Annotated in this window: 18 protein-coding genes and 1 riboswitch; of the genes, 7 read left to right on the top strand and 11 right to left on the bottom strand. The window is 74.3% G+C overall.

Annotated features, from left to right (window positions below):
• Window positions 1–41 precede the first annotated feature (41 nt).
• From pepN to NLU66_RS14280, 3 genes are all read right to left on the bottom strand, one after another.
• Window positions 42–2,597: an aminopeptidase N gene (gene pepN, locus NLU66_RS14290; protein WP_259360306.1), complete on the bottom strand. Its 2,556-nt coding sequence runs from the start codon at window positions 2,595–2,597 to the stop codon at window positions 42–44.
• 33 nt (window positions 2,598–2,630) lie between these two features.
• A complete protein-coding gene (locus tag NLU66_RS14285) occupies window positions 2,631–3,248 on the bottom strand; it encodes a DUF402 domain-containing protein (RefSeq protein ID WP_259360305.1) in 618 nt (205 codons plus the stop codon).
• 161 nt (window positions 3,249–3,409) lie between these two features.
• Window positions 3,410–4,642 carry a serine/threonine-protein kinase gene (locus tag NLU66_RS14280; protein WP_259360304.1) on the bottom strand — a complete coding sequence of 411 codons (1,233 nt, stop codon included), beginning with the start codon at window positions 4,640–4,642 and terminating at the stop codon, window positions 3,410–3,412.
• 10 nt (window positions 4,643–4,652) lie between these two features.
• Between NLU66_RS14280 and NLU66_RS14275 the strand changes: the two genes are divergently transcribed.
• Entirely contained in the window at window positions 4,653–5,984 is a 1,332-nt protein-coding gene (locus NLU66_RS14275) for a hypothetical protein (protein ID WP_259360303.1), read from the top strand.
• Between the two features lie 48 nt (window positions 5,985–6,032).
• On the opposite strand, the gene NLU66_RS14270 is transcribed toward NLU66_RS14275, so the two are convergent.
• Both NLU66_RS14270 and NLU66_RS14265 read right to left on the bottom strand, forming a co-directional pair.
• Window positions 6,033–7,919 (bottom strand): ABC transporter ATP-binding protein, encoded by a 1,887-nt coding sequence (locus tag NLU66_RS14270; protein ID WP_259360302.1) that lies wholly within the window; start codon window positions 7,917–7,919, stop codon window positions 6,033–6,035.
• Window positions 7,916–9,634: an ABC transporter transmembrane domain-containing protein gene (locus NLU66_RS14265; protein ID WP_259360301.1), complete on the bottom strand. Its 1,719-nt coding sequence runs from the start codon at window positions 9,632–9,634 to the stop codon at window positions 7,916–7,918. Before NLU66_RS14265 ends, NLU66_RS14270 begins: the two co-directional genes overlap by 4 nt.
• Before the next feature lie 145 nt (window positions 9,635–9,779).
• Between NLU66_RS14265 and NLU66_RS14260 the strand changes: the two genes are divergently transcribed.
• Genes NLU66_RS14260 through NLU66_RS14250 form a run of 3 tightly spaced genes read left to right on the top strand, consistent with a single transcriptional unit; the run spans window position 9,780 to window position 11,951 of the window.
• Window positions 9,780–10,388: a DsbA family protein gene (locus NLU66_RS14260; protein WP_259360300.1), complete on the top strand. Its 609-nt coding sequence runs from the start codon at window positions 9,780–9,782 to the stop codon at window positions 10,386–10,388.
• 34 nt (window positions 10,389–10,422) lie between these two features.
• Window positions 10,423–10,911, top strand: coding sequence for a ribose-5-phosphate isomerase (locus tag NLU66_RS14255; RefSeq protein ID WP_259360299.1), 489 nt, complete (start codon window positions 10,423–10,425; stop codon window positions 10,909–10,911).
• Window positions 10,911–11,951: an Fpg/Nei family DNA glycosylase gene (locus tag NLU66_RS14250; RefSeq protein ID WP_259360298.1), complete on the top strand. Its 1,041-nt coding sequence runs from the start codon at window positions 10,911–10,913 to the stop codon at window positions 11,949–11,951. The genes NLU66_RS14255 and NLU66_RS14250 overlap by 1 nt, the downstream gene beginning before the upstream one ends.
• Window positions 11,952–11,996: 45 nt before the next feature.
• Here the strand turns inward: NLU66_RS14250 and NLU66_RS14245 are convergent, their stop codons facing one another.
• Window positions 11,997–12,566 carry a TetR family transcriptional regulator gene (locus tag NLU66_RS14245; RefSeq protein ID WP_259360297.1) on the bottom strand — a complete coding sequence of 190 codons (570 nt, stop codon included), beginning with the start codon at window positions 12,564–12,566 and terminating at the stop codon, window positions 11,997–11,999.
• Between the two features lie 56 nt (window positions 12,567–12,622).
• Between NLU66_RS14245 and NLU66_RS14240 the strand changes: the two genes are divergently transcribed.
• Window positions 12,623–13,669 (top strand): NAD(P)-dependent alcohol dehydrogenase, encoded by a 1,047-nt coding sequence (locus NLU66_RS14240; RefSeq protein ID WP_259360296.1) that lies wholly within the window; start codon window positions 12,623–12,625, stop codon window positions 13,667–13,669.
• A gap of 71 nt (window positions 13,670–13,740) precedes the next feature.
• The gene (locus NLU66_RS14235) at window positions 13,741–14,775 is read left to right on the top strand and encodes an alpha/beta fold hydrolase (RefSeq protein ID WP_259360295.1); all 1,035 of its coding nucleotides are present in this window, start codon (window positions 13,741–13,743) and stop codon (window positions 14,773–14,775) included.
• Here NLU66_RS14235 and codB read toward each other — a convergent pair.
• Together codB and NLU66_RS14225 are read right to left on the bottom strand one after the other, a co-directional pair.
• Window positions 14,765–16,102: a cytosine permease gene (gene codB, locus NLU66_RS14230; RefSeq protein WP_259360294.1), complete on the bottom strand. Its 1,338-nt coding sequence runs from the start codon at window positions 16,100–16,102 to the stop codon at window positions 14,765–14,767. The two genes, NLU66_RS14235 and codB, sit on opposite strands and share 11 nt — an antisense overlap.
• The gene (locus NLU66_RS14225; protein WP_259360293.1) at window positions 16,099–16,584 is read right to left on the bottom strand and encodes a nucleoside deaminase; all 486 of its coding nucleotides are present in this window, start codon (window positions 16,582–16,584) and stop codon (window positions 16,099–16,101) included. Before NLU66_RS14225 ends, codB begins: the two co-directional genes overlap by 4 nt.
• Window positions 16,585–16,715: 131 nt before the next feature.
• Between NLU66_RS14225 and NLU66_RS14220 the strand changes: the two genes are divergently transcribed.
• Complete coding sequence (locus NLU66_RS14220; RefSeq protein ID WP_259360292.1) at window positions 16,716–17,183, top strand: GNAT family N-acetyltransferase; 468 nt, start codon at window positions 16,716–16,718, stop codon at window positions 17,181–17,183.
• On the opposite strand, the gene NLU66_RS14215 is transcribed toward NLU66_RS14220, so the two are convergent.
• From NLU66_RS14215 to NLU66_RS14205, 3 genes are read right to left on the bottom strand one after another with little or no spacing between them, the layout of a single operon-like run.
• Complete coding sequence (locus NLU66_RS14215; protein WP_259360291.1) at window positions 17,156–17,548, bottom strand: ankyrin repeat domain-containing protein; 393 nt, start codon at window positions 17,546–17,548, stop codon at window positions 17,156–17,158. The two genes, NLU66_RS14220 and NLU66_RS14215, sit on opposite strands and share 28 nt — an antisense overlap.
• The gene (locus NLU66_RS14210) at window positions 17,545–19,578 is read right to left on the bottom strand and encodes an ATP-binding cassette domain-containing protein (protein WP_259360290.1); all 2,034 of its coding nucleotides are present in this window, start codon (window positions 19,576–19,578) and stop codon (window positions 17,545–17,547) included. Before NLU66_RS14210 ends, NLU66_RS14215 begins: the two co-directional genes overlap by 4 nt.
• 10 nt (window positions 19,579–19,588) lie before the next feature.
• Window positions 19,589–20,179 (bottom strand): ECF transporter S component, encoded by a 591-nt coding sequence (locus NLU66_RS14205; protein WP_259360289.1) that lies wholly within the window; start codon window positions 20,177–20,179, stop codon window positions 19,589–19,591.
• A gap of 56 nt (window positions 20,180–20,235) precedes the next feature.
• Window positions 20,236–20,340, bottom strand: a riboswitch (TPP riboswitch).
• Window positions 20,341–20,344 lie beyond the last annotated feature (4 nt).

Here is a 20,344-nt window from a genome sequence, read left to right as displayed (position 1 = left end):
GACTCTAGCCATGCCCGCGCCGACCGTCGTCCAGGGCGTCCTCAGGCGTGATCCGCCTCGCGCACCCGCAGCTGGCGGGCCACCGTGTCCCGGCCCTCGATGATCACGCGGCGCAGCCCGAAGGGGGCGTCCTCGTGGTCCGCGAGCCAGGCGTCGGCGTCGTCGAGCACGGACTGCCCGCCGAAGGTCGAGGGGAAGTAGCCCTGGACGAGACGGTTGGCGATCTCGCTCGACCGGCCGGCCCAGACCCCGTCGATCATCGAGAAGTACGCGCGCTCGTAGGGGGCGAGCAGGGCCGGGTCGACGACGCGGCGCAGGCCCATGACGACCGCGGTGACGGACTCGTTGGCGAGCTCGTCGCGCTCGACGGTGCGCCGCCAGGCGTCGGCCTTGGCCTCGGCGGTCGGCAGCGCGGCGTGCGCCGTGAGGGCGGACTTCCGGCCGGACTGCGTGTCGTCGTCCGCGAGCACCGCGTCGATCCCGGCGGCGTCGATCCCGCCGAGCGCCGCGAGGCCGATGACGAGCTTCCAGCGCAGGTCGGTGTCGATCGTGCGGCCGGGGAGCGTGCGGGAGCCGTCGAGCAGGCCCGCGAGCACCGCGCGGTGCTCCTCGGTCGAGGCGAGGCGGGCGAAGGTCTCCACGAGCTGCAGCTGGGTGTCGGAGCCGGCCTCGGCGGCCTCGGCGAGCCCCCACACGGCGCTCGCGGCGCCCGCGGTGCGGGCGGCCCGCTCGGACTCCGCGGCGAAGGGGCCGGCCACGGACTCGAGCTGCTGGAGCAGGGTGCGCACCACGCTCGAGGAGTCCTCCCCGGTCAGGTTCGCGAGCACGAGCTCCTGGAAGCGGCGGCTCGGCAGCTCGGCGTCGCGCACCATGTCCCACGCGGCGGACCACAGCAGCGTGCGGGCGAGGGGGTCCTCGAGGTCGCGCAGGTGCTCGGTCGCGAGGGCGAGGGAGGCGGGATCGAGACGGATCTTCGCGTAGGCGAGGTCGTCGTCGTTGACCAGCCAGAGGTCCGCGCGCCTCCCGACCAGCTGCGGCACCTCGGTGAGCGGGCCGTCCACGTCGAGCTCGACCTGCTCGGTGCGCACGAGGCGCCCGTCCTGCAGGGAGAAGCCGCCCACGCGCAGGCGGTGCGCGCGCAGCGTCGGATGCTCCTCCGCGGCCTCCTGGGCGATCGCGAAGCGGGTCACGGCGCCCTCGGCGTCGCGCTCGACGACAGGGCGCAGCGTGTTGACCCCGGCGGTCTGCAGCCACTGCCGGGTCCAGGCGCCGAGGTCGCGGCCGCTCGTCGCCTCGAGCTCGACGAGCAGGTCCTTCAGCTCGGTGTTGCCCCAGGCGTGCTTCGCGAAGTAGGCGCGCAGCCCCTCGAAGAAGGAGTCCTTGCCGACGTAGGCGACGAGCTGGCGCAGCACGGAGGCGCCCTTGGCGTAGGTGATGCCGTCGAAGTTCGTCTCGACCGCCTCGAGGTCCACCATGTCCGCGACGATCGGGTGGGTCGAGGGCAGCTGGTCCTGCCGGTAGGCCCAGGCCTTCTCGGAGCTCGCGAAGGTGGTCCAGGAGTCCGTCCAGCGGGTCGCCTCGGCGCTCGCGAGGGTCGAGGCGTACTCGGCGAAGGACTCGTTCAGCCAGAGGTCGTCCCACCAGCGCATCGTCACGAGGTCGCCGAACCACATGTGGGCGAGCTCGTGGAGGATCGTGAGGTCGCGGCGCTCACGGATCGCGTCGGAGACCTCGGAGCGGAACACGTAGGACTCCACGAAGGTGACGGCGCCCGGGTTCTCCATCGCGCCCATGTTGTACTCCGGCACGAAGATCTGGTCGTACTTGCGGAACGGGAAGTCCTGGTCGAAGGCCTCCTCGTAGAACTCGAGGCCGCGGCGGGTCATGTCGATGATGTACTCGGCGTCGACGTGCTCGGCGAGCGAGGCGCGGGCGTAGACGCCCATCGGGATGGTGCGGCCGTCGCGCGAGGTCACGGTGCCCTCGCCGCCGCGGTAGTCGCCCGCGATGAGCGCGACGAGGTACGTGGAGATCGTCTCGGTGGGCTCGAAGGCCCAGGTCGCGACGTTCTCTCGGTGGGAGAGCGGGACCGGCTCCGGGGTGGGGGAGTTGGAGATGACGCGCCAGTGGTCCGGGGCGGTGACGGTGAGGCGGAAGGCGGCCTTGAGGTCCGGCTGCTCGAAGCAGGCGAACATGCGGCGCGCGTCGGAGACCTCGAACTGCGTGTACAGGTAGACCTCGTCGTCGACCGGGTCCACGAAGCGGTGCAGGCCCTCGCCCGTGTTCATGTAGACGCCGTCGGCGAGGACCCGCACGGTGTTCTCGCCCTCGCGCACGGCGGGGAGCTTCACGCGTGCGCCGTCGAAGCGGGAGGCGGGGTCCTCGAGCAGCTCTCCGTTGAGCTCGATCTCGTGGACGGTGCGGGCGATGAGGTCGAGGAAGGTCTCCTCCGCGGCGCTCGCGGTGAAGGCGATCGTGGTCTCCGTGCGGAAGGTCTCCGGCCCGGTGGTGAGGTCCAGGCGGATGTCGTACGTCGCGGTGGAGAGGAAGGAGGCGCGGTGGCGCGCCTCCTCGCGGGTGAGGTTCTCAGAGGTCATGGGTGCCATCCTGCCACCGCTGGGCCCCGCCGCTCAGCGCCGCGTGAGGTCCACGTCCCAGGTGTAGTGCGCGGGCAGGGTCGGCACGGGCCAGCGCGGGTCCGGGAAGAAGTACTCGTAGCCCGCGGAGAACGGGTACGCCCAGCGCTCGATGTGCTCCTCCGCCTGCCGTCCCGCCGCCCGGATCTCCTCGACCTCCTCGGGGGAGAAGTAGCCGGTGCGCTCGGCGCCCTCGAGCTCGTCCTCGTCCTTGTAGTGCCAGTCGCGGCGCGGCAGCACCACGAGGTCCAGGACGAGGTCGCGCGTGCGCACGCCCTCCTCGGTGCGCTCGTAAGGCGTCTCGAGGTTCACGTAGTAGCAGCCGAGCGAGCCGTCGTCCTTGTAGAACAGCCAGACCGAGTAGGGCGAGTCCGGCAGGCCGATCATGAGGATCCCGTTGCCGGTCCACAGCTGCTTGGACTGGATGCGGGGCGCGGTGAACATGCCCTCGTCGCCCGCGCGGCGCAGCGCCGCACCGGATTCGAGGACGGGCAGGAGCACCTCGGTGCCGGGCGCGATCCAGACGACGATGCCGCGCTCGTCGTCGAGCACGACGGTGCCCGGTCGGACGGTCCGTGTGGGGTGCTGAGGGGTGTAGTAGGTCCAGGTCACCTGGTCTCCAGGCGACCACCGTGGTGTGGTGGACATGGTGGGGTTCCCGGCCGGCTCGGCCTCCACGGGCGCCCCGTTCCGTCCGGCCGCGGGGCCGGGGCTTCACTGCCCGCGAAGGGGAAGGAGTATGGGCCGACCATACCGCGTCGAGGCGCCGGAGCTCACCAGCCGTGCAGCGCCAGCGCGCCGAGCGTCCCCGCGGCGGCGAGGCAGACGGCGGACGAGAGGAGCAGGGCCCCGGCCAGGCGCCCCCTCCGCCCGCGCGTCGCGGCGCCGTCACCGGTGATCTCCTCCGTCGCCGGGGTCCCCGGGAGCGCCGGCGTGCCGGGGGAGCCCGCTCCCGGACGCGGTCCCCGGGGGATCGTCGGATCGTCCGCCGGGTCCGCGGAGGGCAAGGCCGATGCCGACGGCGGCGAGGGCACGGACGCCGCGGTGGACACCGACGCCGCGGAGGAGATGCGGGCATGGAGCCCGGGCAGCGTGGTGCTCATGCCCGTCGGACCGCCGAGCGGGACCTCCGGCAGCCCGGCGCCGACGGCGTCGTCCGGCAGCGAGGGGATCCTGTCCTCCAGCACGATCCGGTCCGAGGGCGCGGGAGGGGCGGAGGGGAGGAGGTCCCGCGCCTCCGCCGCGCTCGGACGGCGCAGCGGATCCGGGTCGAGCATGGCCGCGAGCAGCCAGCGCAGGGCAGGACCGGGCGTCGGGGCGCCGTCGAGCGCACGCCGGGCCTGCTCCGCGCGGCCCGCAGGATCGGGCCGCTCGCGGGGCGGCGTGGGGTCCAGCGCCTCGAGCGCGCACGCCGCCGCGGCCCAGACGTCCTGGGCGGCGCCGCCCGTTCCGGTCATCGCCTCCGGCGGGAGGAACCCGGGCGTCCCCGCGACCATGCCGGTCTCGGTGAGCCGGATGTCGGTCTCGTGCAGGGCGATCCCGAAGTCCGCGAGCAGCAGGTGAGGGGCTCCCGAGCCGGTCGCGTCCAGCAGCAGGTTCGCGGGCTTGACGTCCCGATGCACCCAGCCGGCCGCGTGCACGGCCGCGAGGGCGTCCAGCAGCTGCCGCAGCAGCGCGGCCACCAGCGGGACCGGGAGCGGGCCGTGCTCGCGCACGGCGTCGGCCAGCGTGCCGCCGTGCACCAGCGGCATGACCAGCACGATCGTGTCGTCCTCCGCAGCCCAGGTGTAGGGCGGCAGCAGATGCGGATGGGCGCCGAGACCCTGGGCACCGCCCACCGCCTGCTCCCGGACGAAGCGCAGCACCTCGGCGCCGTCGCGCTGGCGCATGACCTTCGCGGCGCAGATCGCACCGTGCCGACGGTCCACCGCACGCCACAGGGACCCGGAGGCTCCCCGGGCGAGGGGATCCACGAGGGCGATGCGACCGGCGATGACATCGGACATGATGGGGCACATGCTAGGGCACCTGCGGTTCCGCGAGAGGCGCACCTCCCTGCCTCTGCTCCGCCGTCCCTCGGCGCCGTCCCGGTGGCGGGCCCCGGTCTCGACGGTCCTCGCCGGCGTGCTGCTGCTGGCCCTCGCCCCGGCGGCGAGCGCCGGCCCGGCGGCGGGGGAGCCGGAGGTCCCCGAGCGCGCGTATCACGCGGCGGGCACCGCCGTCACCGGCGGGACCTCGATCGCCGAGGCGGCGGAGATCGGGCCCGGCGCCTTCCGGGACTCGCTCGCGACGGGATCGGAGGACCCGTACACGGAGGGGTCCGTGCTCTACTACCGGGTCGCGGTCGAGGACGGTGAACGGGTGCACGCCTCGGCGACGATCGCGGCGCCGCCCTACGGCGACGGCCTCCCCGAGGAGAACGAGTCCGTCGCCGCGACCGTCGGCTTCGTGACCGCGGACGGGCAGACCTGCGACGACTCCTCGACCGACGGGGTCGGGGAGGGCGCGATCACCTCGACCGCCGTCTCCGGCGCGGTCGGCCCAGACGACTGCTCGGGCGACACCCTCTACCTGCGGGTCGCGCGCACCGGCCCCCGCCTCGCGGACCTGCCGCTGCCGGTGGAGGTCCAGGTCGCCCTCCAGCCCGCGGGCCTCGGCGGCGGGGCGCCCGTGCTCGAGGAGCCGATCGACGACGACGGCGCCACCCCGGCGGCGCCGTCGTCGACCGATCCGGTGACCCCCGGCCGCTCCTTCGTCGATCCGCTCGCGGTGGATCCCGGCTCGGTGGTGGTCGAGCTCGTCCCCGGGGAGACCGCCGTGCTCGCCCTGCCCGTGGAGGAGGGGCAGCGGCTGCGCTGGCGCACCGAGGTGGTCTCCGCCCCGGAGGACGCCGGGTCGTTCTCCCTGCGCGTGCACGACGCGATCCGCGGGCAGGCGAGCACGGGCGGCGGGACCCAGCAGATCGGGGCGGTCGGCGCGGTGACCGGCGGCGGCATGGCGGCGCCGGTGGATCTCGGGAACCGCAGCTCCGCCGTGGGCCCGATCGCCTCCTCCTGGCTGCCGGGCGAGCACACCGTGGTCCTCCATCGTCTCGAGCGCAGCGCCGCCGATCGTGCGGAGCAGCCGGCCGGCGATGATCCGGTGCGGATGATCCTCACCCTCGAGGTCGAGGGGGAGAGCGCCGAGGACGCCGTCTCCGGGACCGGGCTCGAGATGGGGGAGACGGGGTCCGGCTCCTCATGGGGAGCGGGCAGGATCGCCGTGCTCGTGGTCGCCGTGGGTCTCGCGCTGCTCGGGATCCTGAGCGGGATCGGCGGGATCCTCGTGCTGGTGACGCGGAAGCGCTGAGCGCCCCCGGGTGGGGACGCCCAGCGCTCGTGACGCGGACCGGGGCGCTCAGTCCTCGCCGCTCCAGGCGGCCCAGAGCCGGGCGTACACGCCGCCGCGGTCCACGAGCTCCCGGTGGGGGCCCTGCTCGACGACGGCGCCGTCGGCCATGACGAGGATCCGGTCCGCGTGCTCCGCCTGGGAGAGGCGGTGGGCGACGATCACGGTGGTGCGGCCACGGGCCACCTCGAGCGCGGCGCGCTCGAGCACCCGGGCGCCCGAGGAGCCCTCGTCGGCCGTGGCCTCGTCGAGGACGAGCACCGCCGGGTCCTGCAGGGCGATGCGCGCGAGCGCCAGCTGCTGGGACTGCTCGGCCGTGAGCCGTTCGCCCTTCTCGCCCACCTCGGTCTCCAGGCCCTTCGGGAGCGCGAGCGCCCACGCCTCCGCGTCGACGATCCGCAGCGCCTCCCGCAGCTCCTCGTCGCTCGCCTCGGGGCTCGCGAGGCGGAGATCCTCCGCGAGGGTCCCGCGGAAGACGTGCACGTCCTGGCTGACGATGCTCGCGTGGCCGCGCACCGACTCGAGGTCGGCATGGGCGAGATCCGCCCCGCCGTGGAGCACCCGGCCGTGGCGCGGCTCGAGGGTGCCCGCGATGATCGAGGCGAGCGTCGACTTGCCCGCGCCGGAGGCGCCCACGAGCGCGATCGTCTCTCCCGCGGCGATGTCGAGATCCATCTCGCGCAGCACCACGCGTTCCTCGCCCTCGGCATCGGTCCCGTAGGCGTGGGAGACGCCCTCGAGGCGGATGCCCGCCCCGGCCGGGACCTCGTCGCCGGGGGAGGAGGCGGGGTCGATCGCGTCGATCACGCCCACCATGCGGGTGAGCGAGGCGGCCGCGGACTGCACGTCGTCGAGGCTGAAGATGAGGTTCATCATCGGCCACAGCAGGCTGATGAGGTACAGCGCCGCCGCGGTCACGAGGCCCACCGGCGCCCCGGAGACGTTGACCATGACGTAGCCGAGAATCAGCACGAGCGCGATCGCGATGTTCTCCGGCCACACCATGACCTTGACGAGCTTCGTCACGAGGGTCATCACGCGCATGCCGAGCACGACGGCGGTCTCGGAGAGCACCGCGACGTGGCGGGTCTCCCGCTTCTCGATGCCGTACGCGTGCACCGTGGGGATGCCGTGGATCGCGGAGAGCAGGCCCTGGGCGCGGGCGCCCATGGCGACCCGCTCCCGGCGGTAGATCGGCGCCGTGCGGCGCAGGTACCAGACCGCGGAACCGACGTACATCGGCACGACGACCACGACGAGGATCAGCAGCCACGGCGAGAGCACCACCATGCCGACGAGGGTCACGACGACGTAGAAGCCCATCTGGATGAGGTTCGGGACGACGTTGTTCACCGCACGGGCGGTGACGTCGACGTCGTCGGCGACGCGGGACAGCGCGTCGCCGATCCCCGTGATCTCCATGGTCTGCGCGGGCAGGTCCAGGGCGCGGTCGATGACGTCCTCGCGCATGCCCGCGAGGATCCGCTGGCCGAGCGCGCTCACGAGCGACCAGCCGAGCGCGGCCAGGACCGCCTGCAGCACGCCCGCGAGCATGATCAGGCCGCCCTGTCGCCAGAGCGCCGCGGAGCCCTCGCCGGACTGCACGACGTCCACCGCCCCGCCGATCAGGCGCGGCATCCAGGCGGCGGCGACCGCGCCCGCGGTGACCACGAGCAGCGTCGCGAGCGTCATCCAGCGGTAGCGCCAGAGGCGACCGCCCACATGGCGCAGCGCGGTGGGGACGTCCGCGATCGGGAGGATCTGGGCGTGCTCGTCGAGCTGGCGGCGGGCGGTGGCGTCCGCCGAGAGGACGTCGTCGGTCGACGCGTCCCAGTCCACGAGGCGGAGGTCGGCCAGACCGGTGGGGCCCGTGGGGGCCGTGCGCTGAGCGGTCATCGCTGCACCATCTCCCGGTAGTCGTCGCGGTCCATGAGGTCCTGGTGGTCGCCGGCGGCGGTCACGCGGCCGCCGCGGAGGTAGACGACCTCGTCCGCCGCGCGCAGGAGCGCTGGCGCACGGGTCACGAGCAGGGTCGCCCGGTCCTCGAGGTGGCGGGCCGCGACGAGCGCCTCGGCGATGTGCTGCTCGGTGACCGCGTCGACCGCGGTCGTCGGGTCGTGGAGGACGAGCACGGGGGCGTCCGCCGCGACGGCGCGGGCGAGCGCGATCCGCTGGCGCTGGCCGCCGGAGAGGTTCGCGCCGCGGTCGAGGATGCGGGTGTCGTAGCCGTCGGGCAGGATCCGCAGGAGGTCGTCGGCGCCCGCCGCGTGCAGCGCGCGGTCCTCCCAGCCGGGACCGGAGCCGTCCGGCACCCGGGTCGCGAGCTGCTCGCGCAGCGTGCCGTCGAAGAGGTCCACGACGTGCGGCTCCACGAGGAGGTCCGCGCGGGTCCGGAAACGGTCCTCCGCGGTGACCTCCATGTCGCCGAGGTGCACGCCGGTGGCGCCGCCGCGTCCGCTCACGGCGGCCACGACGGCCTCGGCGTCACGGGCGTCGGCGCACGCGAGGGCGATCACGCGGCCGTCGGGCACGACGAGGTCGAGCCCCTGCAGGGTGCCTGTGTCCACGCCGTCCAGGCGCAGGCCGCCCACGCCGGGGCGGCGCTCGCCGCGGCGCTGCTCCCCGCGGTCGTCATGGGCGTCGCGCAGCGCGGTGAGCGTGAGCTCGGGGTCGTCGATCGTGCGGCCGAGGTCCGCGAGCAGGTCGCGGACGCGCCGCCCCGAGGTGGACATCGAGGCCCACCACACGGGCAGGCCCGAGAGGCCCTGCAGCATGCCCATGTTCGAGCGGGCCACGCCGACGACGGCGATGAGCGTGCCGATGGTCATCTCGCCGGTGATCGTGCGCTGCGAGGCGATGATGACGACGGCCGCCATCATGCCGGCGGTGACGAGGGTGGTCAGGCCGCCGGCGACGCCGGAGAAGCGGGCGTTGACGAGCGCCGCGTCGAGCGCGGTGCGCGAGCGGCGGCGGTACTGGGCGCGGGCGCGGGACTGCACGCCGAGGCCCTGCAGCACGCGCAGGCCGTGCACGAGGTCCGTCGCGGTCGCGGCGGCGTCGGCCGCCTTGGACTGCTGGGCGTCGTAGCGCGCGGAGAGGATCGGGGAGATCACCCGGATCACGATGATCATGACGACGATGCCGATGAGCGTCGCGACGCCGAGCCACGCGTCGAGCCAGGCGAGCCAGCCGCAGGCGACGAGCACCACGGCGGAGGCCGGGAACGCCCAGGGCAGCATGTCCATGACGTCGGAGGCCTTGTCCGCGTCGGAGGTCGCGATCGAGAGCACCTCGCCGGAGGGCCGCTGGACGGGCGTGGAGCGCGGGTCGAGCACGGCACCGGTGACGGCGACGCGCAGCCGGTGCCGCTCGAACATGCGGGCGCGCTGCGAGGCGGCGAACATGACGGTCCACGCCCACGTGCTCACCAGGCGCATCGCGAAGATGCCGGCGGCGCCCGCGATCGTGAGGACGAGGTCGCCGCGCACGATGCCGGCGTCGATGATGAGGCCGACGAGCACGGGGACGAGCATGTCCACGCCCTCGACGACGAAGGAGAGCGCCATGATCCAGGGGATCCGGCGGCGGTGGCCGCGCACGATCGACCGCATCACCGAAGGAGCGGTGGAGCGGGAGGGCGCGGGGGAACGATCACGGCGGGGCACCAGGGAATCCAACACCGGCGGACGCCCCTGCGCAACGCCTTTTGCGGGGTGACAGAATGGGGGCTCACCACCGCGAGAGAAGGAGCCCTCCATGAGCGCGCGTCCCGTCGAGCTGTTCTTCGATCCGATCTGCCCCTGGGCCTGGATGACCAGCCGCTGGCTGCTCGAGGCGTCGCAGGTCAGGGAGGTGGAGATCACCTTCTCGATCATGTCGCTGGCCGCGCTGAACGAGGGCCGCGATCTCCCCGAGGGCTACCGCCGCTCCATGGACGACGCCTGGGGCCCGGCCCGCACCGCGCTCGCCGTGGCGCAGCAGGGCTCGCAGGAGGACCTCGCCGCCTTCTACACCGCCTTCGGCACCGAGTACCACGTGGGCGGGAACGGCGACCGCCGCGCCGCCGCCGTCGCCGGCCTCGCCGCGACCTCGCTGGGCGCCGATCTGATCTCCGCCTACGACGACGAGTCCCTCGATCCCGAGCTCCGCACCCGCCAGAAGGCCGTCATCGAGCTCGTGGGCGACGAGGTCGGCACCCCCGTCATCTCCTTCGGCCCCGGCCGCGCCTACTTCGGCCCCGTCATCTCGCCCGCCCCCAAGGGCGAGGAGGCCGGCACGCTCTTCGACGGCCTCGAGCTGATGACCCGCACCGAGGGCTTCTTCGAGCTCAAGCGCACCCGCACCGTCGGCCCCATCTTCGACTGATCCTCCCCACCCCGCGAAAGGCACCCTCACCCCCATGCGCGTCCACATCGGCACCGACCACGCCGGCTTCGAGCTGAAGAACCGGCTCATCGCCTCCCTCACCGCGAAGGGCCACGACGTGGTCGACCACGGGGCGTTCAGCTACGACCCGCTGGACGACTACCCCTCCTTCTGCACCGATGCCGGCGAGGCCGTCGTCGCGGACCCGGGCTCGCTCGGCGTCGTGATCGGCGGCTCCGGCAACGGCGAGCAGATCGCCGCGAACAAGGTGGCGGGCGTGCGCGCCGCGCTCGTGTGGAACGAGGACACCGCGCGCCTCGCCCGCGAGCACAACGACGCGAACGTCATCTCCGTGGGTGCCCGCCAGCACTCCGAGGAGGAGCTCGAGCACCTCATCGACCTCTTCCTCGCGGAGCCCTTCAGCGGCGAGGAGCGCCACCAGCGCCGGATCGACCTCGTGGCCCGCTACGAGACCACCGGCTCCTACGACCAGGGGGCGGGCTCCGCCGACGCCGCCTCCTGATGCCGGAGGGGCACACCGTCCACCGGCTCGCCGCGGCCCTGCGCCGCGGCTTCGGCGGGCAGCGGGTCCGCACGTCGAGCCCGCAGGGCCGCTTCCCGGAGGCGGCGGCGCTCTCGGGCATGGTCCTGCTCGAGGCGGAGGCGGCGGGCAAGCACCTGCTGCTGCACCTCGGCCCGGAGGAGGGGCTGGACCCCGGCGCGCCCGGGACCCGCATGGTGCACGTGCACCTGGGCCTGTACGGCTCGTGGACCTTCGCGGGCGAGTCGGGCTTCGCGAGCGCCCACGCGATCGGCGCCCCGCGGCTGCGGGTCGGCGAGCGGGAGGAGGCCCTCCCCTCGGGCGGCGGCGGGGCCGACGGGGACGCGACCGTGTCCTGGCGGGAGATCGTCCCGCGCGAGACGGTGCGCCTGCGGATCGTGGGGGAGAAGGGCCTCGCGGACCTCACCGGTCCCACCGCCTGCGAGCTCTACGACCCGTCCCAGCGCACCGCCCTGCTCGAGCGGCTGGGACCGGACCCGCTGCGCGCGGATGCTGATCCGGGCCGCTTCGTGGACCGCGTGCTGCGCTCCCGCACGGCGATCGGCACGCAGCTGATGGACCAGTCCGTCGTGGCGGGCATCGGCAACATCTACCGCGCCGAGCTGCTGTGGCGGGCGCGCCTGGACCCGTGGGTGCCGGGCCGGGACCTGTCGCGCGGGCTCGTGACCGGGATCTGGGAGGACCTCGTGCCGCTGATCGGCTACGGGGCGCGCACGGGCCGGATCGTCACCACACAGCCCGAGCACCGGGCGATCGAGGCGCGGATCGTGGAGCCGCGCCGCGCGACCCGCCAGAACGGGGACGAGCGTGAGGGCGTGGTCCCGCGCGAGGAGTCCTTCTACGTCTATCACCGCCAGACCCTTCCCTGCCGCGTGTGCGGCACGAGCGTGCGCAGCGCCGCGATGGCGGGGCGCACCGTCTACTGGTGCCCGCGCTGCCAGGGCGTGCGCACGCGCCGCTCGCCGTGGGTGCGCGAGCATCCCGCGGCGGAGTGGGCGTAGACGGAGCGGGACGGCACAGTCCCACGGGGCCGGCGGCCGGGGTACTCAGGGAAGGAGCATGGCGCCCACCGCGTGCGCGAGCGCGCGGGATCGGCGGTCGTGCACGGACTGCGGGTCCGTCGCCGTCGCGACGGCCGTGAGCGAGCTCTGGGCCCAGGTGGACGCCATCGAGATGAGCAGTGCCCAGACGTCCTCGGGGGTGAGATCGGCACGCAGCTCGCCCGCGCGCTGCCGATCCTCGATGTCGCGCACGTGCGCGTCGTCGAGGTCCTCCATCCCGGGGTACAGGTACCCGTCAGGCTCCCGCTCGAGCCGCTTCCACATGAGCAGGCGCACGAGCGAGGGATCCGCGACGTAATCCTCGTAGAGCCTCACCGCATAGCCGGGGAGGTCCTCGGGGGTGAACGGCACACGGTCCCCGTTCGCGATGACGTGCGCCTCGAAGACGGCGTCGAACAGCCCGCTCTTGCTGCCGAAGTAGGTGTAGATCATCGGCTTGCTGACCCCGGCGCCGAGGGCGACGCGGTCCACGCGGGCTCCGGCGATGCCGTGCCGGGCGAACTCCGTCGTCGCGGAGTCCAGGATGCGCAGGCGCGTCTGCTCGGCGGAGGACATGGGATCAAGCCTATCGGCATCGCCATCATCTACCAACTAGTAGGTAGTATCTCCTCATGCACACCATCGCGCTCGCGTCCCACGCCCCCGACCAGCCGCTCCTGCCCACACGGATCGACCGCCGCCCCCTCCGCCCCGACGACGTCGATATCCGTGTCACCCACTGCGGCGTCTGCCACACCGACCTCCACTCGCTGCACGCCGGCCCCGCCGCCGCGGGGACCCCGCTCGTCCCCGGTCACGAGTTCGTCGGCGAGGTGATCGGCGTCGGCGAGGGCGTGACGGGCTTCGCCGTCGGCGATCCCGTCGCCGTGGGCAACATCGTCGACTCGTGCGGCACCTGCCGCATGTGCACCGTCGGGCAGGAGAACTTCTGCGAGGACTTCCCGACGCTCACCTACGGCGGCACCGATCGGATCGACGGGGCCCCGACCCTCGGCGCCTATGCGACCCGCTACGTCGCCCGCGATCGCTTCGTCTTCCACCGGCCGCCCGGCCTGGACCCCGCGGCCGTCGCGCCGCTCATGTGCGCCGGGATCACCGTCTGGGAGCCGCTGCGCTCCGCGGGCGTCACGTCGGGGACCCGGCTGGGCGTCGTCGGCCTCGGAGGGCTGGGCCATCTGGCGGTCCGGCTCGGGTCCGCGCTCGGCGCGGAGGTCACCGTGCTCACCCGTTCCCCGGGGAAGGCGGAGGACGCCCTCGCGCTCGGCGCCTCCCGCGCCGTCGTCTCCACGGACGAGGCGCAGATGGAGACCGTGCGCGGCAGCATGGACGTCATCATCGACACCGTCTCCGCCGCCCACGATCTCGCCCCGTACCTCCACGCGCTCGACCTCGACGGCACCCTGTTCAGCCTCGGGCACCTCGGACCCGTCGAGGTCGAGACCCTGGACCTGCTCGTCGGACGGAAGCGTCTCGCCTCCGCCGGGAGCGGCGGCCACCGCTGGACCCAGGACCTCCTCGACTTCTGCGGAGCGCACGGGATCACCGCGGACGTCGAGGTCCTGCCCGCGACCGAGGTCGCCACGGCGCTCGAGCGTCTCGAGCTCAACGACGTGCGCTACCGCTTCGTCCTGGACATGAGCTCCCTGGCGAGCGCCTGACGGCGGCCGGCCCGGCACGCTCCGCCGGGCCGCCCTGCCTCGCTCGTGCGCGCACGGCTTAGGCTCGCGCCGTGACCACTCCGCCCCGCCCCGCCCCCGACCTCCCGCCCCTCGCCCCGCTGCTCGGGACCGGCCGCCTCGCCGTCGGCGACGGGCACGAGATCGCCTACGAGACCTCCGGCGACCCGGTCGGCGTGCCCGCTCTGTACCTCCACGGTGGTCCGGGCGGGCGGCTGAGTCCCGGCTACCGGCGCAACGTCCCCGCGGGCCGCACCTATCTCGTGGGCCTCTCCCAGCGCGGCGCGGGGGAGAGCACGCCGAGCGCCGGGGCGCCCGGGCCCGTGGACCTCTCCGCGAACACGACCGCCCACCTCGTCGCGGACATCGAGGCGCTGCGCGAGCACCTCGGGATCGACGCCTGGATCCTCCAGGGCGTCTCCTGGGGATCGACCCTCGCGATCGCCTACGCGCAGTCGCATCCCGAACGGGTGCGCGGCGTGGTGCTCATGGCCGTCACCTCGACCTCCCGCCGGGAGGTGGAGTGGATCAGCGAGGGCGTCGGCGCGCTCTTCCCGGAGGCATGGGACGAGCTCGCCGCGCTCGCCGAGGAGCGCACCGACTACCGTCGCGGCGGGGACCTGCCGCTCGTCGAGGCCTACCGGCGGATGCTCGCGGCGGAAAACCCCGAGCTCGTGGACGCCGCCGCCCGCGCCTGGAACGTCTGGGAGGACGAGCACATCCGCATCGGCACCGGGCAGGCGGCACGCTCCCACGCGGTGCCCGAGGACGAGCCCGTGACGGAGCACGCCCGCGGCTTCGCCCGCCTCGTCACCCACTACTGGGCGCGGGACGGCTTCGTCGCGGACTGGGCCGTACCCTGGGGCGCGGACCCCGGCAGCGGCCTGCTGGGCGGCATGCACCGCATCGCCCATGTCCCCGCGATGCTGATCCACGGCCGCCGCGACGTCTCCGGTCCCGTGCTCACCGCCTGGGAGCTGCACCGGGCCTGGCCCGCGAGCGAGCTCGTGGTGGTCGAGGAGGAGGGCCACGGCGGCCCGATCATGGCCGGCGCCTGGCGGGAGGCGATGGACCGCCTCACACGGTGACGGGCTCCGCCTCCGTCCGGCTCCCGGTCACGCGGCCCAGCAGCCACGCGAGCACGAGCGCCACGAGGATCCCGTTCAGCGGGGCGATGCCGAGCGCGAGGGCGTTCGAGACCCAGGCGACGACCGCGCCCGCCGCATAGGCGACGAGCGCCTGCCAGCGCACCCGCTCGGTGAGCGTGGCGAGGGCCGGCTGGCCGCCGCGCCAGCGCGCGATCCAGTCGCCGATCAGCACCCCGCCGAGCGGCGGCACGAACACGCCGAGCAGGCTCAGGTAGCCCACGATGTGCGCCTCGACGCCGGTCAGCGCGAGCACCGTGCCGATGACGACGCCGCCGATGACGAACGGGCCCTTGCGGCGGGAGCTCGCGATCTCCGCCCCGGCCACCCCGAAGGCGTAGGCGGCGTCGGCGTTGGACTTCCAGAGGTTCCCGAACAGGAAGAACAGGCCCCAGCCGATCATCCCCATGCTCACCAGGAGCGTCGTGAAGTCGCCCTCCCCGAAGGCGAGCGCGGCGACCGCGCCGAAGAACACCATGAGCCCGTTGCCCACGACGAAGCCGAGCACGCACGCGATCACGGCGTGCCGGCCGCGGCGGGCGAAGCGGGTCCAGTTCGCGGCCTGCGTGCCGGCGGAGGCGAAGGTCCCGACGACCGTGGTCACGGCGAGCGCCCAGCTCATCTCCGTGCTGGGGCGCAGGGCGAGCATGCCGCCCAGCCCGCCGACCTCCGCGAACCCGCGCCCGGTGAGCCAGAAGGCGAGGATCAGGATCAGCGGGGTCGAGACGAGCGAGACCCAGAACATGCCCTCGTAGCCGTAGAGCGCGGTGAGCATCATGAGCGCGGAGACCACGATCATCACGAGCGCCGGCGCCCAGGCGCTCTCCCAGCCCAGGGCGAGCGCCGTCATCTGGCCGATCGAGCCGACGGCCACGCCGTACCAGCCCACCTGGGTGCCGCCCAGCAGCAGCGAGACCAGCTTGGAGCCGACGGTCCCGAAGGCGTAGCGGGACATGACGACGGTGGTGAGCCCCGTGCGGGCGCCGAGGAAGCCGATCGCCGCGACATAGCTGCCCAGCACGAGGGAGCCCACGGCGAGCACGGCGAGGAACTCCGTGAAGGGGAAGGCGGCTCCCACGGAGGCGCCGGCCATGAGGGTCGGGGCGAAGACGGTGAAGCCCACGAGGACCACGCTGATGGACAGCAGGCCGCGGCGGGCCGCGGCGGGGACCGGGGTGAGCGGGTAGTCGGGGTCGACAGTGCCGCTCGCCCCGTCGGCCGTGACGGTCGTCTCCGCGCCGGGGGCGCTGAGCGGGGAGTCGGGGCTCACCGCTCCAGCTCCGCGGTCTCCACACCGATGTCCTCGCTCCAGATCTCGGGGCGCTCGGCGATCATGCGCTCCATGAGGGCCACGCAGTCCGCGTCGTCGAGGACGTCGACCTGGACGCCCCGCTCGCGCAGCAGCGCCTCGGACATCTCGAAGGTCCGGTTCTCGCCCACCACGATCCGCGGGATCTCGTACAGCAGGGCCGTGCCCGCGCACATGATGCACGGAGAGAGCGTCGTGTAGAGCACACTCCCGCGGTACACCGAGGCGCTGCGCCGGCCGGCCCGCTCGATCGCATCGGTCTCGCCGTGCAGGATCGCGGAGCCGCGCTGCACGCGCTGGTTGTGGCCCGCGCCGATCACCTCGCCCTCGTGGACGAGGACGGCGCCGATCGGCACCCCGCCCTCCTCCCAGCTCTCCCGCGCCTGCGCGATCGCGAGGTCGAGGAAGCGGCGGTCGTCGTCAGCGGTGGGCGTCCAGGTCATGGTGGTCCTTCGGGCGAGGGGAGGGAGGGGCTCCGCGGAGCCGCCCGGCAGGATACGACGCGCCCGCCCGCCGGGTCGCGGCGTCCCGCGCCGAGACCGGATCGGCATCCCCGGTGTCGTACCGTGGGACCATGTCCGACCTGCACTCCGCGCACCTGCGCGACATCGATCCCACCACCGTGTACCTCCTGGCGAAGCTGCGTCAGGACGTCTTCACGATGGAGCAGAAGGCCACCGATCCCGACCTCGACGGCCGGGACCTCGAGGACGGCACGACCATCCTGTGGATCGAGGCGGGCGGCGTGCCCGCCGCCCACATCCGCGTGCTCACGGAGGCCGACGGCACCCTGCGGATCGGCCGTCTCGCGGTCGCCGCCGCGCACCGCCGCGACGGGTTCGGCGGCCGGATCATGCGCGCCGCCCTCGACCTCACCGAGCGCCTCGCCCCGGAGGCCGAGGTGCACATCGACGCCCAGGCCTACCTCGAGAAGTGGTACCAGGGCATGGGCTACGAGACCGTGGGCCCGATGTTCCTCGAGGCCGGGATCGAGCACGTGCCCATGGTGTTCCGTCACCCCAGCAGGTCGACGATCTCCTGACGCCCGAAGTACGCGGCGGTGTCGCGGGCATTCGGCGTCCCGGCCGCCGGATCGGCGCCCGCGTCGAGCAGCGCCTGCACCACGGCCGTGTCGCCCTTGAAGGCGGCGCCCGCGAGCGGGGTCTGCCGGCGGTCGTTCGCGAGGTCCACGTCGGCCCCGCGCGCGGCGAGACCCCGCACGAGCTCCGCGTGCCCGTGGTAGGCGGCGAGCATGATCGGGGTGTTGCCCGCGGCGTCCTGCATGTCCACCGGGACGCCCTGGTCGATGACGGGCAGCAGGGCGAGGTCGCCGCCGCGGGCGAGGTCCATGATCTGCTGGGCGAGGGCCACGACCTGCTCGTCGGCAGGATCGGTCTGGTCGTTCATCCGGGCAGGCTAGCCCAGAGCAGCTGCGCGAGGGCGGGCCAGACCAGCAGCAGGGCCGCGACCGCGCCGCCCACGAGGTCCGCCCGCGTGAAGCGGCTGGGCAGCGCCCAGGTGCGCCGGGTCGCGGTCGCGAAGCCGCGCGCGTCGAGGGCGAGGGCCTGCTGCTCCGCGCCGCGCAGGGAGTCCACGAGCAGGGCGAGGGTCGCGCCGGCGAGCATCCGCGGGGAGCGGCGGCCGCCGCGGCCGCGCAGCACCCGGGTCGAGGTGATGATCTCCCACTGCCGGCCCGTGTGCCCGGCCCGCACGAGCGCCGCGACGACCGCGACGACGGGCCGCGCCGGCCAGCGCAGCCGCCCGCCGAGCGCGTCGCCGAGGGCCGTGACGTCCAGGCTCGTGAGCGCGATGACGCCGGGGGCGACGAAGGCGGTGATCCGGCAGGCCTCCTTGAGGCCCAGCAGCCAGGCCTCGCCGCTGAGGGCCGGCGCCTCGCCCAGCAGCGCCGTCGTCCAGGCGAGGCTCACGGCGGAGAGCAGCACCGGGGCGAGCCGCCACGCCGCGCCGCGCACGGAGCGGAGCACGAGCGGGGCGAGCAGCACGGTGGGCAGCAGGGCGAGCAGCCCGCCCTGCCAGGTGGAGACGGCGTAGGAGCCGACCGCCGCGAGGATGCCGATCAGGCAGAGCGTCAGCGGGTTCAGCGCGTCCGCGGGCCGGGTTGCGGGGCGGGGGACGGGCAGGATCCGCCGATCGGGCTCGTCGGACGCCCCGGGGTCGGTGGCCGCCGGTCCCTCCGCCGTGCTCGCGGCCGTCCGGGCGGGGGAGGGGTCGCCGCCCAGGTGGTGCCGGGACCCTGCGGAGGCGACGAGCACCGGGTCGTGGGAGGCGGCGACGACGGCGGTGCCACGATCCCGGGCCTCCTCGAGCAGGGCGAGCACCGCCGCCCGCCGCTCGCCGTCCAGGCCCACGGTCGGCTCGTCGAGCAGCAGCACGTCCGGTCGAGCGGCGAGGGCGGCGATGATCGCGAGCCGCCGCTGCTCCCCGCCGGAGAGCCGGTGCGGATTCGCCTCGGCGAGGTGGGCGAGGCCGGCGCGGTCCAGCAGCGACTGCGCATCCGCCGCGGCCGCGGGATCCGCCGCGTCGCCGAGCTCCCCGCGCACGGTCGAGGCGAGGAAGAAGTGCGCGGGGTCCTGGGGGACGAGCAGCAGCGAGCCGGGTCGCCGGCCGGGCTCCGCGGCGAGGGAGCGCAGCAGGGTCGTCTTCCCCGCGCCGCTCGCCCCGGTGACGACGGTGAGCAGCCCCGGCTCGATCCGCAGCTCCGGCTCCGGGGACGGTCCCGCGGCGGGCTCCGGCTCCTGCAGCTCGGGCCGCCGGTCGAGGACCTCCTCGGGCGGGCCGTCGGCGAGTACCTGCGCGCCGGGGCCCAGGACGACGATCCGGTCGAGGTGCTCCCGCCACGGCTCCACGTGGTGGTCGGCGATGACGAGGGTCCGCCCGGCGGAGGCGGCGAGCACGGCGCGGCGCACCGTCGCGGCCGCCTCGGCATCGAGCATGCTCGTGGGCTCGTCGAGCAGCATCGCCTCGGGGCGCAGGGCGAGGGCGCCCGCGAGGGCCACCCGCTGCTGCTGCCCGCCGGAGACGGCGAGCGGGTCCCGGGAGCCGTCGACGTCGACCGCCGCGGCCTCCAGGGCGCGCCGCACCCGCTCGTGGATCTCGGGGCGGGGGAGGGCCGCGTTCTCCGGGCCGATCGCCGCGTCGCGCGCGACGGTCGCGCCCACCACCGCATGCGCGGGGTTCTGCAGCAGCAGCCCCCGCTCCCCGGGGCGGGAGGGCCCGGCGGGGGCCTGCTCGAGGTCCCCGGCCTCGGGGTCGAGCAGGCCCGCCAGGGCGCGCAGCACGGTGGACTTCCCGCTCCCGCTCACCCCCGTGAGCAGCACCCTCTGCCCGGCGGGCACGCGCAGCTGCAGGCCGTCCAGAGCGAGCTCGTCCCGGCCCGTGGGGCGCCAGCGCACCCCGTCCAGGAGCAGCTCCGTCACGCAGCCGCCCTCACGCGGCGGTCGTGGCGGCGGCGCGGCGCTCGCGGTCCCGGTCCCGGCCCGCGGGCAGCGCGTCGAGCGCTCCCGTCGCGCCGAGCGCCCGCACGGCCGCCCAGCCGAGGGCGCCGCACAGCAGCGCGCCGGAGACCAGGAAGAAGGCGAGCAGGAGCAGGGCGAAGGTCCAGCTCATCTCCGGGTAGTAGGAGAAGCGCTCCCACACCCATTCGAGCGCCGCCGCGATCACGCCGCCGAGCATCGCGACGGGCAGCGTGAAGCGGCGGTAGGCGAAGATCAGGAAGCCGATCTCGACGCCGCCGCCCTGCAGCAGGCCCGAGACGACGGTGCCCCAGCCCCACTGGCCGCCGAGGATCATCTCGAGGGTCGCGGCGACGAGCTCCGCGAGCAGGGCAGCCCCGGGCTTGCGCACGATGAGCGCGGCGAGCACGGCGGGCAGGAACCAGATGCCGGCGAGGATGCCCTCGGCGGGCTTGAAGGCCGCGGTGAGCGGCCCGATCAGCGAGTACAGGGCCCCGTATCCCAGGAACGCGACCCCGAAGGCCGCTCCGATCGCGACGCTGACCAGCAGGTCGATCGTCCTCATGCGTGTCATTCCGACTCCTCTCCTCGTGGAAAGGGGCGTCCGGCGCCTGGGGCGCCGCGACGGATATCCCGACTCCCTCCGCCGGAATGACCCGGTTCAGGTTCGAGGGTCTGCGCATGCGCGCACTCTCAGCACCGTGCGGTGCTCCCCTGTCAGTGGATGACC

This window comes from Brachybacterium sp. NBEC-018, assembly GCF_024860185.1.
Taxonomy (GTDB): Bacteria; Actinomycetota; Actinomycetes; order Actinomycetales; family Dermabacteraceae; genus Brachybacterium; species Brachybacterium rhamnosum.
This window is presented reverse-complemented; position numbering and strand designations above follow the sequence as displayed.

Excerpts from the sequence above, each read along its gene's own strand:
- NLU66_RS14245 (WP_259360297.1), bottom strand. The coding sequence starts at position 12,566 with ATGTCCTCCGCCGAGCAGACGCGCCTGCGCATCCTGGACTCCGCGACG.
- NLU66_RS14205 (WP_259360289.1), bottom strand. The coding sequence starts at position 20,179 with ATGAGGACGATCGACCTGCTGGTCAGCGTCGCGATCGGAGCGGCCTTC.
- NLU66_RS14260 (WP_259360300.1), top strand. The coding sequence starts at position 9,780 with ATGAGCGCGCGTCCCGTCGAGCTGTTCTTCGATCCGATCTGCCCCTGG.
- NLU66_RS14265 (WP_259360301.1), bottom strand. The coding sequence starts at position 9,634 with ATGCGGTCGATCGTGCGCGGCCACCGCCGCCGGATCCCCTGGATCATG.
- NLU66_RS14215 (WP_259360291.1), bottom strand. The coding sequence starts at position 17,548 with ATGAACGACCAGACCGATCCTGCCGACGAGCAGGTCGTGGCCCTCGCC.
- NLU66_RS14270 (WP_259360302.1), bottom strand. The coding sequence starts at position 7,919 with ATGACCGCTCAGCGCACGGCCCCCACGGGCCCCACCGGTCTGGCCGAC.
- NLU66_RS14250 (WP_259360298.1), top strand. The coding sequence starts at position 10,911 with ATGCCGGAGGGGCACACCGTCCACCGGCTCGCCGCGGCCCTGCGCCGC.
- NLU66_RS14220 (WP_259360292.1), top strand. The coding sequence starts at position 16,716 with ATGTCCGACCTGCACTCCGCGCACCTGCGCGACATCGATCCCACCACC.
- NLU66_RS14275 (WP_259360303.1), top strand. The coding sequence starts at position 4,653 with ATGCTAGGGCACCTGCGGTTCCGCGAGAGGCGCACCTCCCTGCCTCTG.
- NLU66_RS14240 (WP_259360296.1), top strand. The coding sequence starts at position 12,623 with ATGCACACCATCGCGCTCGCGTCCCACGCCCCCGACCAGCCGCTCCTG.
- NLU66_RS14280 (WP_259360304.1), bottom strand. The coding sequence starts at position 4,642 with ATGTCCGATGTCATCGCCGGTCGCATCGCCCTCGTGGATCCCCTCGCC.
- NLU66_RS14225 (WP_259360293.1), bottom strand. The coding sequence starts at position 16,584 with ATGACCTGGACGCCCACCGCTGACGACGACCGCCGCTTCCTCGACCTC.
- NLU66_RS14255 (WP_259360299.1), top strand. The coding sequence starts at position 10,423 with ATGCGCGTCCACATCGGCACCGACCACGCCGGCTTCGAGCTGAAGAAC.
- pepN (WP_259360306.1), bottom strand. The coding sequence starts at position 2,597 with ATGACCTCTGAGAACCTCACCCGCGAGGAGGCGCGCCACCGCGCCTCC.